This window comes from Streptomyces poonensis (genome assembly GCF_014650915.1).
GTDB lineage: Bacteria > Actinomycetota > Actinomycetes > Streptomycetales > Streptomycetaceae > Streptomyces > Streptomyces poonensis.
Genome location: NZ_BMVW01000004.1, coordinates 277,645 through 291,977, shown reverse-complemented (window position 1 = coordinate 291,977; position 14,333 = coordinate 277,645). Strand labels below are relative to the sequence as shown.

At 73.7% G+C, this 14,333-nt stretch carries 12 protein-coding genes; 1 reads left to right on the top strand and 11 read right to left on the bottom strand.

Annotation, left to right across the window (positions count from 1 at the left end):
* Positions 1 to 4 precede the first annotated feature (4 nt).
* The 4 genes from IE242_RS14140 to IE242_RS14125 form a co-directional block, all read right to left on the bottom strand.
* On the bottom strand, positions 5 to 292 hold the full coding sequence (locus IE242_RS14140; RefSeq protein ID WP_189858981.1) for a TFIIB-type zinc ribbon-containing protein: 288 nt from the start codon (positions 290 to 292) through the stop codon (positions 5 to 7).
* Between the two features lie 81 nt (positions 293 to 373).
* Positions 374 to 1,321 carry a phosphotransferase family protein gene (locus tag IE242_RS14135; RefSeq protein WP_373299520.1) on the bottom strand — a complete coding sequence of 316 codons (948 nt, stop codon included), beginning with the start codon at positions 1,319 to 1,321 and terminating at the stop codon, positions 374 to 376.
* Positions 1,322 to 1,553: 232 nt separating this feature from the next.
* Positions 1,554 to 1,763, bottom strand: coding sequence for a hypothetical protein (locus IE242_RS14130; RefSeq protein ID WP_189858980.1), 210 nt, complete (start codon positions 1,761 to 1,763; stop codon positions 1,554 to 1,556).
* A gap of 199 nt (positions 1,764 to 1,962) precedes the next feature.
* Positions 1,963 to 2,238 carry a DUF8836 family protein gene (locus tag IE242_RS14125; RefSeq protein WP_189858978.1) on the bottom strand — a complete coding sequence of 92 codons (276 nt, stop codon included), beginning with the start codon at positions 2,236 to 2,238 and terminating at the stop codon, positions 1,963 to 1,965.
* A 196-nt stretch (positions 2,239 to 2,434) separates the two neighbouring features.
* Here IE242_RS14125 and IE242_RS14120 point away from each other — a divergent pair, with 196 nt between their 5' ends.
* Positions 2,435 to 3,883 carry a serine/threonine-protein kinase gene (locus IE242_RS14120; protein WP_189858976.1) on the top strand — a complete coding sequence of 483 codons (1,449 nt, stop codon included), beginning with the start codon at positions 2,435 to 2,437 and terminating at the stop codon, positions 3,881 to 3,883.
* Positions 3,884 to 3,916: 33 nt separating this feature from the next.
* On the opposite strand, the gene IE242_RS14115 is transcribed toward IE242_RS14120, so the two are convergent.
* The 7 genes from IE242_RS14115 to IE242_RS14085 form a co-directional block, all read right to left on the bottom strand.
* Positions 3,917 to 4,735, bottom strand: coding sequence for a TrmH family RNA methyltransferase (locus tag IE242_RS14115; protein WP_189858975.1), 819 nt, complete (start codon positions 4,733 to 4,735; stop codon positions 3,917 to 3,919).
* A gap of 52 nt (positions 4,736 to 4,787) precedes the next feature.
* The gene (gene cobA, locus IE242_RS14110) at positions 4,788 to 6,035 is read right to left on the bottom strand and encodes a uroporphyrinogen-III C-methyltransferase (protein ID WP_189858973.1); all 1,248 of its coding nucleotides are present in this window, start codon (positions 6,033 to 6,035) and stop codon (positions 4,788 to 4,790) included.
* A 314-nt stretch (positions 6,036 to 6,349) separates the two neighbouring features.
* Positions 6,350 to 9,862: a nicotinate-nucleotide--dimethylbenzimidazole phosphoribosyltransferase gene (gene cobT, locus IE242_RS14105; RefSeq protein WP_189858971.1), complete on the bottom strand. Its 3,513-nt coding sequence runs from the start codon at positions 9,860 to 9,862 to the stop codon at positions 6,350 to 6,352.
* Positions 9,863 to 10,209: 347 nt separating this feature from the next.
* Positions 10,210 to 11,442 (bottom strand): precorrin-6y C5,15-methyltransferase (decarboxylating) subunit CbiE, encoded by a 1,233-nt coding sequence (cbiE, locus tag IE242_RS14100; protein ID WP_189858969.1) that lies wholly within the window; start codon positions 11,440 to 11,442, stop codon positions 10,210 to 10,212.
* Between the two features lie 291 nt (positions 11,443 to 11,733).
* Positions 11,734 to 12,369, bottom strand: coding sequence for a GNAT family N-acetyltransferase (locus IE242_RS14095; protein ID WP_189858968.1), 636 nt, complete (start codon positions 12,367 to 12,369; stop codon positions 11,734 to 11,736).
* Between the two features lie 146 nt (positions 12,370 to 12,515).
* Positions 12,516 to 13,355: a MetQ/NlpA family ABC transporter substrate-binding protein gene (locus IE242_RS14090; protein WP_373299519.1), complete on the bottom strand. Its 840-nt coding sequence runs from the start codon at positions 13,353 to 13,355 to the stop codon at positions 12,516 to 12,518.
* A 32-nt stretch (positions 13,356 to 13,387) separates the two neighbouring features.
* Entirely contained in the window at positions 13,388 to 14,218 is an 831-nt protein-coding gene (locus IE242_RS14085) for a MetQ/NlpA family ABC transporter substrate-binding protein (protein WP_189858966.1), read from the bottom strand.
* Positions 14,219 to 14,333: the final 115 nt, after the last annotated feature.

Below are 14,333 nucleotides of genomic sequence, written 5' to 3'. Positions count from 1 at the left end.
CGGCTCAGCTGGAGAACAGCATGCGGCCGAAGCTCTTGTGCCGGTTGTGACCGTAGTGGCCGTGACCGCCGTGGTGCGGGGCTCCCCAGGCGGGAGCGGGGGGAGCCGCCGGGTAGGCCTGCGGGGCTGCCGGGGGCGGCGGTGCGGGCTGCGACCACTGGGCCTCCAGGCGGGTCAGCGACTCCAGCTCGCCGTAGTCGAGGAATATCCCGCGGCAGCCGCTGCACTGCTCGATCTGGACGCCGTTGCGGTTGTAGGTGTGCATCGGCGCATGGCACTTCGGACACTGCATGGTTCGGCTCAACTCCTCGCCGTTCGGTACTGCTTCGCGTATCGCCAGGACAGACACTGCCCGGCTTCGGTCGGTTGCACCCTACTTCGTGAAATCTTGCACCAACTCCGGTGGGGTGGTGCCCATTCGGTGACAGGCGTCGACCACTGCCCGCTGCACCTCGTCCAGGGGGCGGTCCGCCGCCACCGACTTGGCCACGGCCAGGGCGGCCGTCTGCACGGTCAGGGCGCGGGCCGGGACGTCCAGGGCGGGCCAGGGGTCCCCGGCGGCCGGGACCGCCGGGCCGCCCTCCTCCCGGTACGCGGTCAGGAAGCGGGTCCACTCGTCGGGCGGGAGCAGCCCGCAGGCGTACCAGGCGGCCGGGCGCGCCAGGTCCCAGCCCGGGACACCCACGCCCAGGTCGTCCACGTCGATCAGCCGCCACGGACCGGTCCCGGCGGGATGCCGGACGAGCTGGCCGAGGTGGAAGTCACCGTGGCAGAGCGTGCTCGTGACGGGCATGGGCCGGTCCCCGCGGGCCCAGGCCGGGAGCGCGGCCCACGCGCGCAGCACGGGCGGGGCCGCGGGGTGCGGGCCGGCCGCGCGGAGCCGGGCGACGGCACGGGCCGCCTTGGCGGGGCCGCGCATGGGCGGCAGCCCGGCGGGCGCGGGCGCCCGGTGCAGCCGGGCGAGCAGGGCGCCCGCCGCCTCCCAGGGGGCGTCCTCGGGGATCTCCGGGTCGACCGGGGTGCCGTACGGCCAGAAGGTCACCTGACGGCCGTGCAGGACGGCCGGGGCCGGACGCAGCGGGGCGAGGAGGACCGTGGGGAGTGCGGCGGCGGTGGCGAGGCGGAGGGCGAGCCCGGTGGGGTCGGTGCCGGGTGCGTGGGCCTTGGCGACCGTGTCGCCGTGGCGGACGACCGTGCCGTCGTCGCGTGCGGCGAGCACCGTGTCCGGGTGCCCGCAGGGTTCGCCCCGGCCGCCCCGGGGATGGGCCGCTTCCCGGGCCCCGGCGGCGAGGGCGGGCAGTACGTCGACGGGCACGGTCACGGAACTCCCTGGAGATGTCTGTGCTGTCCGTGAGCGTAGACGCAGGTAGTCATGGACCTGGCGCGCGAGAGCGTGGATGCGGGGCGGCGCGGAGCCGTGGGTGCATGGTGCAACGCCCGCGCGGCTCCCCAGCCGCGCGGGCGTCAGTGCCGTCCGCCGCACCCCCGTCCCCACGGGGTTTCATGGGTGGATGTCCCCGCCCGGACCGCTCTTCCGGGCCTGGGGTCGCCGCTCAGCGCCCCAGCATCACGCCCACGGACGACGCCTGTGTGAGCACTGCCTCGAAGCCGCCGAAGGCGTACAGGAGCAGGGCTGCCAGGGGCAGGACCATCGCCGTCGCCACCAGGGGGTGGCGGCGCCCCGCGCGACCGGCGGGCAGCGACGCGCGGTGCGCCTCGCGCTCCCGTGTGCGGGCCGGCGTCCGCGGTGCCGTAAGGGCCATGGTCCCTCTCCTGACCGATCACTTGTCGTCGTTGGCAGCGGCGGGCGTCCGACCTCGGGGGACGAGTGCTGCACCCGCCGCTTGACCTCAAATCTAGGCGCGCGGCGGATGCCGGTCGTCATGCCCTCGTACCGATTGCCGGGCCTCCCGGAGGATGAGCCGTGACCTGCGGCGTACTCCCCTGGGTGGAGACGGGCGCCTAGGACTCGGGGTCTTCCCGGAGGGGACGTCCGGTGTGCCCCGACTGTTCCGAGCTGTCCTCCCGCGGCACCGGCTGTTCGACCAGGGCCAGCACCCGGTTCGCCATGAAGCGGGCCGTACGCACCACTGATCCACTGCGCGTGACTTCGCTCACTTCGACGACGCCCCGGCGCACCGCCGTCTCCACCCGGCGGCCCGCCCTGCTGGCCACCACCTCGTACGTACGCGTCGTGTCACCGGCGTCCACGACGATCTCCACGCGGTCACCTTTCACAGGTCCAATCCCCCTTCCGCGGCAGGTCGTTGGGATCAGGGGCGGCCCGGCGCCGTCCCGAACTCCTGTTCCCTGGCCACGTTTCAAGTGTCCCACCCGGCACTGACAATCCATCGGACCGCGAGGGCGCGGCCTCTGCGCGGACCCGGCCGTGGAAACGTAAGCTGTGGCGAGTCATACGGACCGGGCAGCGGGGATGGACATGGCGATGATGCGCCTGAGGCGCGAGGACCCGCGCGTCGTCGGCTCGTTCAGGCTGCACAGACGGCTCGGCGCGGGCGGCATGGGCGTGGTCTACCTGGGTTCCGACCGGAAGGGGCAGCGGGTCGCGCTGAAGGTGATCCGGCCCGATCTGGCGGAGGACCAGGAGTTCCGGTCGAGGTTCGCTCGCGAGGTGTCGGCGGCACGGCGGATCCGGGGCGGGTGCACCGCCCGGCTGGTGGCCGCGGATCTGGAGGCGGACCGGCCGTGGTTCGCCACGCAGTACGTGCCCGGCCCGTCGCTGCACGACAAGGTCACCCAGGGGGGCCCGCTGCCGGCCGCCGAGGTCGCCGCGATCGGGGCCGCCCTCTCCGAGGGGCTCGTCGCCGTGCACGAGGCGGGCGTTGTGCACCGGGACCTGAAGCCGTCCAACATCCTGCTGTCCCCGAAGGGGCCGCGGATCATCGACTTCGGCATCGCCTGGGCGACCGGGGCGTCGACGCTGACCCACGTCGGTACGGCCGTGGGGTCGCCCGGGTTCCTCGCGCCGGAGCAGGTGCGCGGTGCCGCCGTCACCCCGGCGACCGACGTGTTCGCGCTCGGCGCCACCCTCGCGTACTCGGCGACGTCCGACTCGCCGTTCGGGCACGGCAGTTCCGAGGTGATGCTGTACCGGGTGGTGCACGAGGAGCCCCAGCTGCACGGCGTGCCGGACGCGCTCGCCCCCCTCGTCCGCGCCTGCCTCGCCAAGGACCCGGAGGAGCGGCCCGACACGCTGCAACTGTCGCTGCGGCTCAAGGAGATCGCGGCCCGTGAGGCGCAGGGGCTCACGGACGTACGCCCGCCCGCTCCGCGCACCGATCCCGACCGGCCGTCGGGCCGGCTCGCCGGACCGTACGCCGAGCAGCGCACCCAGCGGCGCCGGCAGACCGCTCCGGGCACGCCTTCGCCGCGTACGGCCGACGGTTCCCGTACGGGGAGCGGGTCGCGGACGGCGAACGGGACGGGTACGGGAAGCGGGTCGCGGACCGGTGGTTCGTCCCGCACCGGTGGCGGTTCCGGCTCCCGGTCCTCGTCCGGGGCACGCCCCGTGCAGCAGCGCACCTCCCGTTCCGGCGGCAGGCCCGCACCGCGCAGCGGAGCGGGACGTCCGGCGGCCCGCACCAACGGGACCGCCGGACGGCGGCCCGCCAACCCCCGGCTGCTGCGCCAGCGACTGATCGTGTTCGTCGTGGTGACGCTGCTGGTGGCCCTCGGGATCGCCGCCGCGCAGGGCTGCCAGGGACCGGCGCGGGGACTGGACGACGGACGGGTGCGGGAGGACGTACGGCAGGAGCAGTCGTACGGGTCGCCGCGGGACGAGCCGGTGGGCAGCGATCCGGCGGAGACCGCGGAGAGCGAGCCGGACGGCGAGCGCGACGCCCCCATGGCGGAGCACGGCTGAGTCCGACCCGCGGGAGCCGGCCCGTGGTCCCCGTCAGGTACCGGGGCGGCCCGTCGCCACCGCGTAGAACGCGACCGCTGCCGCGGCTCCCACGTTGAGCGAGTCGACGCCGTGGGCCATGGGGATGCGGACCCGTTCGTCCGCCGCGGCCAGGGCCTTGCGGGTCAGGCCGTCGCCCTCGGCGCCGAGCATCAGGGCGACCCGGTCCATGCGGTGCGGGGCCGTCTCGTCGAGGGTTCCGGCCGTGTCGTCCGGGGTGAGCGCGAGGAGGGTGAAACCGGCCTCGCGGACCGCGTACAGATCCTTGGGCCAGGCGTCCAGCCGCGCGTACGGCACCGCGAAGACCGCGCCCATCGAGACCTTCACGCTGCGCCGGTAGAGCGGATCGGCGCACGTCGGGGAGAGCAGGACCGCGTCCATGCCCAGGGCCGCGGCCGAGCGGAAGATCGCGCCGATGTTGGTGTGGTCGTTGACCGACTCCATGACCACCACCCGGCGGGCGGTGCGCAGCAGTTCGTCCGCCGACGGCAGCGGCTTGCGCCGCATGGAGGCGAGGGCGCCGCGGTGCACGTGGTAGCCGGTGACGTGCTCGGCGAGCGCGGGCTCCACCACGTACACCGGCGCCGGGGAGTCGTCGACGATGTCGCGCATGGCCTCGACCCACTTGGCGGAGAGCAGCATCGAGCGCATCGCGTAGCCGGCGTCGACGGCCCGCTTGATGACCTTCTCGCCCTCGGCGATGAACAGACCCTCGGCCGGCTCGCGTCTGCGGCGCAGCTCCACGTCGGTCAGGCCCGTGTAGTCGTGCAGACGCGGGTCGTCGGGGTCGTCGATGGTGATCAGTTCTGCCACGGGTGCTGGTGCCTCGTCCTCGGTGTGGTGTCCGGTGGCCGGAGCCCGGTGTCTACGGCTGGTCGGGGGTGGCCTGCGGGCCGACCCGCACGACCTCGCCGATGACGATGACCGCCGGCGGCTTCACGTCCTGGGCCACGACCGTCTCGGCGACCGTGGCGAGGGTGGCGTCCACGCGGCGCTGGGCGGCCATGGTGCCCTCCTGGACCAGGGCGACCGGGGTGTCGGCCGGCTTGCCGTGCGCGATCAGTGTCTCGGCGATACGGCCGATCTTGTCGACACCCATGAGCACGACCAGCGTGCCGCGCAGCTTCGCCAGCGCCGGCCAGTCGACCAGCGAGCGCTCGTCGTCGGGCGCGACATGGCCGCTGACCACGGTGAACTCATGGGCGACACCCCGGTGGGTGACGGGGATGCCGGCCGCACCCGGCACCGAGATCGAGCTGGAGATGCCCGGGACGACCGTGCAGGGGATGCCGGCCTCTGCGAGCGCCTGGGCCTCCTCCATGCCACGGCCGAAGACGAAGGGGTCGCCACCCTTGAGCCGTACGACGGACTTGCCCTGCTGGGCGTGCTCGATCAGCGCGTTGTTGATGGCCTCCTGGGCCATGAAGCGGCCGTACGGGATCTTCGCCGCGTCGATCACCTCGACGTGGGGCGGCAGTTCGGCGAGCAGGTCGCGCGGGCCGAGCCGGTCGGCGATGACGACGTCGGCCTCGGCGAGGAGGCGGCGGCCGCGCACGGTGATCAGGTCGGGGTCGCCGGGGCCGCCGCCGACGAGGGCGACACCGGGGGTGCGGGTGCGGTGGTGCGGGGCGACGAGGGTGCCGTCGCGCAGGCCCTCGACCACGGCGTCGCGGATGGCGGCGGTGCGGCGGGGGTCGCGGTCGCGGGCGTCCGTGGTGAGGACGGCGACCGTGACGCCCTCGCTGTGTCCCGTGGCCGGGGTCCAGGCGGTGGCGGCGTCGGCGGCGTCGGAGCGGACGCACCAGACGCGGTGGCGCTCGGCCTCGGCGGAGGCGGCGGCGTTGGCGTCGGGGTCGCTGGTGGCCACGACGGCGTACCAGGCATCGGCCAGGTCGCCGTCGGTGTAGGGGCGCCGCTCCCAGGTGATCTCGCCCGCGTCCGCCATCGCCTCGACCGAGGGCGTGGCTCCGGGGGACACGAGGAGGACGTCGGCGCCCGCCGCGATCAGGGCCGGGAGGCGGCGCTGGGCGACCTGGCCGCCGCCGAGGACGACCACTCGGCGACCGGTGAGACGGAGGCCTACGGGGTAGGCGGGGTGTTCGGCCTTGGGCATCGGCGTACGGCTCCCTGCGGGGCTTCTTCGGGGGTGGGGTGCTGCGCCTTCGGAGCGCCCCTGACATGGGATCTTAGGTGCGGGGGCGGTGGGAACCGGGGTGGGGTGGGTGTTCTTCCCCGGACCCGCCCCTTCCCGAGACCGGGGCTGCGCCCCGGGCCCCCGGTGCGGTGAGCCGTTGTCGGCTGCGGGTGGTCGGTCTGTGCCCACCCTCCCCCGAGCTCTCGGCTCTGCTCGAGCAGGGAGGTGCCCCCATCGCCCCTGCGGAACGACTGCCCACAGACCGACCCGGCGGGCCTTTGGCCCGCCCGGTCCTACTTCTCCGTCACTCCCGCCGAGTCGAACGTCGCCACCTCGTGCATCGCGCGGGCCGTGCTCTGGACCATCGGGAGGGCCAGAAGGGCGCCCGTGCCCTCGCCGAGGCGGAGGTCCAGATCGACCAGGGGACGCAGGCCGAGCTTCTTCAGGGCCGCCACATGGCCCGGCTCCGCGCTGCGGTGGCCCGCGATGCAGGCCGCCAGGACCTCGGGGGCGATGGCGCGGGCCACCAGGGCTGCGGCGCCCGCGCTGACCCCGTCCAGGATCACCGGCGTACGCAGGGACGCGCCGCCGAGGAGCAGGCCCACCATCGCGGCGTGCTCCAGGCCGCCGAACGCGGCGAGGACGCCGATGGGGTCGGCCGGGTCCGGCTGGTGCAGCTCGATGGCCCGGCGGACCACCTCGGTCTTGCGGGAGAGGGTCTCGTCGTTGATGCCCGTGCCGCGGCCGGTGACCTCGGCGGGGTCCGTCTCCGTGAACACGGAGATCAGGGCGGCGGACGCGGTCGTGTTGGCGATGCCCATCTCACCCGTGAGCAGCGCCTTGTTGCCCGCCGCGACCAGGTCGCGGGCCGTCTCGATGCCGACCTCGATCGCCTGCTTGACCTCTTCGCGGGTCAGCGCCGGACCGGTCGTCATGTCGGCCGTGCCCGCGCGGACCTTGCGGGGCAGCAGGCCCGGGGTCGCGGGCAGGTCGGCGGCCACGCCCACGTCGACCACGCAGACCTCGGCGCCCACCTGGGAGGCGAACGCGTTGCAGACCGCTCCCCCGCCCAGGAAGTTGGCCACCATCTGGGCCGTGACCTCCTGCGGCCAGGGGGTGACACCCTGGGCGTGCACGCCGTGGTCGCCCGCGAAGACCGCGACGGCCGCGGGCTCCGGGATCGGCGGCGGGCACTGCCGGGACAGACCGGACAGCTGCGCGGAGATGATCTCCAGCATGCCGAGTGCGCCCGCGGGTTTCGTCATGCGCTTCTGCCGCTCCCAGGCCTCGCCGAGCGCCTTGGCGTCCAGCGGGCGGATCCCGGCGACGGTCTCGGCGAGCAGGTCGTGCGGCTCCGCGCCGGGCAGGGCACGTCGGCCGTACGTCTCCTCGTGGACGACCCAGGACAGCGGGCGGCGCTTGGACCAGCCCGCCTGCATCAGCTCCGGCTCGTCCGGGAACTCGTCCACGTACCCGACACACAGGTACGCCACGACCTCCAGGTGCTCGGGCAGGCCCAGTGCGCGGACCATCTCCCGCTCGTCGAAGAAGCTGACCCAACCGACGCCGAGGCCCTCGGCACGGGCAGCGAGCCACAAGTTCTCCACCGCCAGCGCGGACGAGTACGGCGCCATCTGGGGCTGCGTGTGGCGGCCCAGGGTGTGGCGGCCGCCGCGGGTGGGGTCGGCGGTGACGACGATGTTGACCGGGGTGTCGAGGATGGCCTCGATCTTCAGTTCCTTGAACTGCTTCGCCCGGCCCTTGGGCAGCGACTTCGCGTACGCCTCGCGCTGGCGCTGGGCCAGTTCGTGCATGGAGCGGCGCGTCTCGGCCGAGCGGATGACGACGAAGTCCCAGGGCTGGGAGTGTCCGACGGACGGCGCGGTGTGGGCCGCCTCCAGGACGCGGAGCAGCACCTCGTGCGGGATGGGGTCGCTGCGGAAGCCGTTGCGGATGTCCCGGCGCTCGCGCATCACGCGCAGCACGGCCTCGCGCTCCACGTCGTCGTAGCCGGGTGCGGCGGGGCCGGTGGCCTCGCCGGCTACGGCCACGGCGGCCGTGCTCCCTTGTTCGTGCACTTGCTGCTCTTCTTCCTGGTCTTCCTGGTCCTCCTGGTCGGCGGCCCGGGTGTCCAGGTCGTCCGCGCTCTGTGCGACGGCCTCGGCGTCGGCGGCGGGCGCCGGGTCGGTCTCCGGGGCGGTCACCAAGGTGACTTCGGGGGTGACTTCGGGGGTGGGATCGGACGTGATTGCGGGCGCGGGTTGCGTTGCGACCTGTTCCGCTGCGACCTGTTCCGCTGCGGCCGGTTCCGTCGTCGCCGGTGCCTCGGGCAGGCGGGGGCCGGGAACCGTGGCGGTGAGGATCTCGTCCTGGGCCGGTGCGGCCGCGACCGGCTGCTCGGCGGGGAGCGGCTGGGCCGGGTACGGGGCGGTGGGCACCGTGCCGTCCACGGGGACGAACTGGCCCATGGGCTGGTCGGCGGTGGGCTCCGGGGCCGTGTGCGACGGCTCGGCGGCGGTCGGGGTGACGGCCGTCTCCGTCGGCTCGGCACCGCTCTCGGCGGGGGCCGGCTGCTGCGCGGGAACGGCTCCCTGGACGTCCTCGGCCACCTGCTCCTCGACGGGAGCGGCGGGTTCCGCGACGGCGGGCGCTGGGTACCGCGCCCCCTGGGCGGGCTCGGCGTCGGACAGGCGGGCGGTATCCGGGGCCGCGGCGGTCTCGTCGGCCACGGCCGCAGGGGCAGCCGGGTCGGCCGCGATCGGCGCTTCCTGCTCGGCGGGCTGCGGCTGGGCGACCGGCTGGGCCTCCGCCTCGTCCGCTGCCGCGGCGGCTTCCTGCTCCTCCGTCACCTCCGCCGCGCCCTGGGCGGCCGGGAACTCCTCCTGGAACTCCTCCTGCGCGGGCTGCGGCCCCTGCGCTGCCTGTGCCGCCACCGGCACGTCCTGTGCGGGCTGCGGATCCTGTGCGGGCTCCTGGCCGTGCACTGCGGGGTGCTCCTGTACGACCGCCTGGTCCTGCACGGCCGTTGCGGCCTGGGCCGCGTCCTGGGCCCAGGTGACGTTCTCGCCCTGCCCGGCCTGCTCGTCCTGCACGACCGGGGCCGTCTCCGCCTCCGCCTCGGCCTCCGCGGTCTGCGGCGCCTGTACGGCCGTACCGAGTCCCTCGGCGTCCCCCTGGGGGCCGGCGGCCGGCGTCGCCTCGCCGCTCGGGGGAACCTCGGCACCCACCGCAGGAGCCGCCACCGGCGCGGTCACCCAGGGCGTCGCCCCGGGACCGCTCTCCGCGTGCTGCGGCACGTCGAGGTATTCGGGCCCGGCCGGAGGGGTCGTGGGCTGCGCGGCGGGCCGTACGGCGGCGGGGGGCGTCGGGGCGCCGGCCGGACCGCGGTCGGCGAGGGACCGGACCGGGCTGGCGGAGCCGCCCGGCGTCGGGGGCGGTCCCAGGTGCAGCGGGCGGCGGGCCACCGGCGGCTGCGGGACGGGCGTCGCGACCGGCGTGTGGAAGGCGGCCTCGGGCATGGCGTGCGCCTCGGACGTACGGACGGCGCTCAGGTCCACCGCACCGCTGTCCCGGCCGTCCGTCTCGTGCGGACCGGGCTCGTGCACGACCTGGACGACCGGCTCGGGAGCGGGCGGCGGCACCTCGTTGCCCCAGGCGCCCTGGGCGCCCGGCAGCAGCAGCTCTTCGTCCTCGGCGGACGTCTCGGAGAGGTAGGTGTACGCACCCGGCGCGTGGACGCCCGGCTGCTCCACCATGCCTGCGCTCTCCGGCAGTCCCTCACCCGGGACCTGGCCGGTGTCGGTCATGCGTAACCCCTCGCCGATCGGTTAGTGCTTCTACGCCAGCTGGCCCGGAACGGCGCGCCGACCGCCCCGCATCTGGAGAACGAGCGTGCGTGCCGAGCGGCACGAAACGACCCGCCTGCAAAGACGACAAAGCCATTGATTGGCATTGTCCCGGTCACTCCGCCGTCGCGACAGCTGATCCGCGACGGTCCGCTGTGGACTGCGCCACGTTGCGAGCCCTCCGGTACCGCCTTACCGCACACGGCACCAAAACGGGCACGTTTTTCGGACATTGACTTACGAAGCACCAGGGTGCCGCAGTGCGGTACGACGATCGGCCAGCCTACCGCGCCGGTACGACAAGCGGATCACGGGGAACGTACGGGCGGCGCTCCGTCCCGCCGCTCCAGCTGCCCCGTGAGCAGGAACGCGACGCTCCGTTCCTTCTCCGTCCAGGCCCGGGTGTCGAGTTCGACGGACTGGAGGAGGGCGCACTGGACGGCGTACCCGTGCTCCGAGAGGTTCCTGCCGATGAGTTCGGCGGCGTCCCGGGTCGCCGCGTGGGTGACGATGCGCTGCGGGCGGCGGTCGGCGACGGCGGAGACGACCGCCGCTCCCCCGCCGCCGACCCGGACGACGTCGGGTTCGGGGAGGTTCTCCAGGATGTGCGGCGCGGTGCCGTGCACGATCTGGAGCTGGACGCCGAAGCTGCGGGCCGCGGCCGAGGTGCGGCCGCAGGCGTCGGCGTCGCGGTCCACGGCGAGGACGGCGGCGCCGCAGCGCGCGGCCTCCGTGGCGAAGGCCCCGCTGCCGCAGCCGATGTCCCACACCAGGTCGCCCGTGCGCGGCCCGAGACGCGCCAGTTGGGCCGCGCGCAGCAGGTCGGTCTCGCCCTCGCCCAGCTGCCCGCCGTACACGTCGGCGGGCAGGGCCCAGCCGCGGGGTCCGGCGGCCGGGTCGCGGCCGGCGATCCAGCCGCCGTCCTCGGCCGGGACGACGGGGCCGCCGATGACGATGACGACGTTGGGGTCGCGCCAGGTGTGGTCGGCGGCCTTGTCGGAGGTGACGATGGTGACCCGCTCGCGGTCGGTGCCGAGTTCCTCGCAGATGACGAAGGTGCGGTGGACCCCGTCGAGGAGGAGGCCGAGTTCGGCGGGGCCGGCGCCGGGCGCGGTGAGGACGGCGACCTTGTGATGGGCGCGGCAGACGTTCACCGCGCGGCGCAGGGTGCGGGGGTGGGCGACGACCACCTGTGCGTCGTCCCAGGGCATGCCCGCGCGCGCGAAGGCCGCGGCCACGGCCGGGACGGCGGGCACGACCTCGACCTCCAGGCCGAACTCGGGAGCGCGCAGGGTGCGGACGACGCCGAAGAAGCCGGGGTCCCCGTCGGCGAGGACGACGGCGGTCCCGCGGTGGCCCGCGATACGGCGGGCGGCGAGGGCGACACTGCCGAGCCGGACGCGTTCGGCGGCCGGGGGTATCTCGTCGAGCGCCAGATGGTGGGCCGCGCCGGCCACCAGTGTGGCGGCGCCGAGCGCGGAGCGTGCCGCGGCGGTCAGCGGCGAGCCGTCCCAGCCGATCACCGTGACCCGGTCGGCCATCGTCGTCAGTCTCCAGTGGTGCGTGCGGAGCGTGGGGGGTGCCCGGCGCGGTCTCGGCACGGGCTCCGTGAGGGTACCTGGTCAGGGCCGGGCGGCGCCGAGCCGGTCGTACGTCATGAGCCGGGGCCCGCCCGACGGTCGTACGGCCCCGACGGGGGGGACGTACGACGCCACGCGCGCGTGAGCGGCCGGGACGCACCCCAGGAAGCGGCCGGGCGGGGCGCCCGACAGGTCCGCGGGCGGCGAACCGGTGCACGTGCCGGTGCCGGTGGGTCCCCGTACGAGGACGGCTCAGTTCCAGTGGGAGAACGACGTGAAACCGCCGGTGTCGGCCAGTTCCTCGCTGACGCCCTCGAGGTCTTCGGGGAGCAGGCTCCAGACGATGTAGTCGGTGCGGATGTCGATCCAGCCCTCGTCGGTCCGCGTACGCGCTATGCAGGCGTTGCGCAGGACGCCCTCGCTGATGCAGCCGATCTTCTGGGCGACCTGCTGGGCGGCGGTGTTGTCGGCGGCCGTGCGCAGCTCGATGCGTTCGAACTTCTGCTCGGCGAAGAGCCATTGCGCGGTGGCGAGCGCCGCCTCGGAGGCGTAGCCCTCGCCGCGTGCCCAGGGGGCGACGACGTACGACAGCTCGGTGGCGCGCACCTGCCAATTCGTCGCGGTGAGCTGGACGAGGCCGACCAGACGCTGGGTCAGGAACTCGGCGACCGCGAGGTGGAGGCCTCGGCCCGCGGTGCGTTCGCCGGGCGCGTACTCCGTGATCCAGGTGCGGGCGTTCTCCTCGGTGAACGGCTGGGGAGCGTCCGTCCAGGCCGCGACCAGCTCGTCGTTCATCATCTCCGTGAGGGCCGGGACGTCGTCCTCGTCGAGGGGGCGCAGCACCAACCGCTCCGTGCTGAGGGAGATGTCGGGGAAGGTGGTAGTCATGCGCCGCTCCGTAACCTTCGGAAACCGTCGGGTCCTGCTGGGTCGTGCCGGGTCCTGCTGAACTGCCCAGCATGCAGCATGAAAGCACCGGACCGCACCACGGGGTCACGCCGGGAGGGGGACCTCGTGGTGCGGTGGGCGGTGCGTCAGCCGGAGGCGACCGGCAGGACGGACCCCTGGTACTTGTCCTCGATGAACTTCTTCACCTCGGCGGATCCGAGCAGCTTCACGAGCTTCTCGACCCGGGGATCGTCCTCGTCGCCGCGCTTGACGGCGAGGACGTTGGTGTACGGGTTGTCCTTCGCGGACTCCAGCAGGATCGCGTCCTTCGCGGGGCTGAGGCCCGCGTCCTGGGCGTAGTTGTTGTTGATGACCGCGGCGTCCACGTCGTCGAGCGAGCGCGGCAGCTGGGCGGGCTCCAGTTCCTTGAACGTCAGGTTCCGGGGGTTCTTCGCGATGTCCGCCGGAGAGGCGTTCGCACCGGCGCCGTCCTTGAGGGTGATCACGCCCTCGGCGGCGAGGAGCTCCAGGGCGCGGGCCTCGTTGGTGGTGTCGTTGGGCAGGGCGACGGTGGCTCCGTCGGCGAGCTTCGCGACGTCGGTGACCTTCTTGGAGTAGACGCCCAGGGGCGGCAGGTAGACCGGTGCGACCGCGACCAGGTCGGTGCCCTTGGACTCGTTGAAGTCCTTCAGGTAGGGCTCGTGCTGGTACAGGTTCGCGTCGAGCGAGCCCTCCTGGAGCGCGGTGTTCGGCAGGACGTAGTCCGTGAACTCCTTGATCTCCAGCTTCAGGCCCGCCTTCCCGGCGAGGTCGTCCTTGATGTACGTGAGGACCTCACCGGCCGGGACCGGGGTGGCGCCGACGACCAGGGTGTCGTCGGCGCCGCCGGAGCCGGCGGAGTCCGTGCCCGAGCCGCAGGCGGTCAGCGCGAGGCCGAGGGCCAGGACGCCGGCCGCCGCGGGCAGGACGGGCTTGCGCAGCTTCATTTGTTCACTCCCCCTGAGTGCTGCCGGGCCGCTCAGAAGGAGGCGATGACGGAGCCGTCGTACTCGTCCTCGATGAACTTCTTCACCTCGTCGGAGGTGAGGAGCTTGGCGAGCTTCTTCACGCGCGGGTCGTCCTCGTTGCCCTCCTTGACCACGAGGAGGTTGACGTTCGGGTTGTTCTCGGGGGACTCCAGCACCAGGGCGTCCTCGGCCGGCTTGAGGTCGGCCTCCAGCGCGTAGTTGCCGTTGATCACGGCGGCGTCGACGTCGTCGAGGGAACGCGGCGTCTGGGCCGCCTCCAGCTCCTTGAACTTGAGGTTCTTCGGGTTCTCGGTGATGTCGGCGGTGGTGGCCGAGGTGCCGACGCCCTCCTTGAGGGTGAGGAGCCCGTTGGCGGCCAGCAGCTGGAGGGCGCGCGCCTCGGTGACGGTGTCGTTCGGGACGGCGATGGTCGCACCGTTCTTCAGGTCGTCCGCCTTGTCGGCCTTCTTGGAGTACAGGCCCAGCGGCTCCAGGTGCACGGACGCCACGGACTTCAGATGGGTGCCGTTCTTCTTGTTGAAGTCCTCCAGGTACGGCTCCGTCTGGAAGTAGTTGGCCCCCACCGAACCGTCCTCGGTCGCCGTGTTCGGCGTGACGTAGTCGGTGAACTCCTTGACCTCGAGGTCGAGGCCCTCCTTCTTCGCCAGGTTGTCCTTGACGTAGTTGAGGATCTCGGCGTGCGGGACGGGCGTCGCGGCGACGACCAGCGGGCCGGAGGTGTCGGAGGCGGCGTCGGAGTCGTCGGAACCGCAGGCGGTGAGCCCGAAGGTGAGGGCTCCGGCGGCGAGGACGGCGGTCGTGATCTTGGCGGTGTTACGCACGAAAAGTGCCTTTCCTTATGTGTGGTGCGACCCGTTTTGGGTGAACGGGGGCTGGGGGCGGCGGACCGGGACGGTGATACGGCTGTCCGATCTGTCCGGCTGTCCGGCTGTCCGG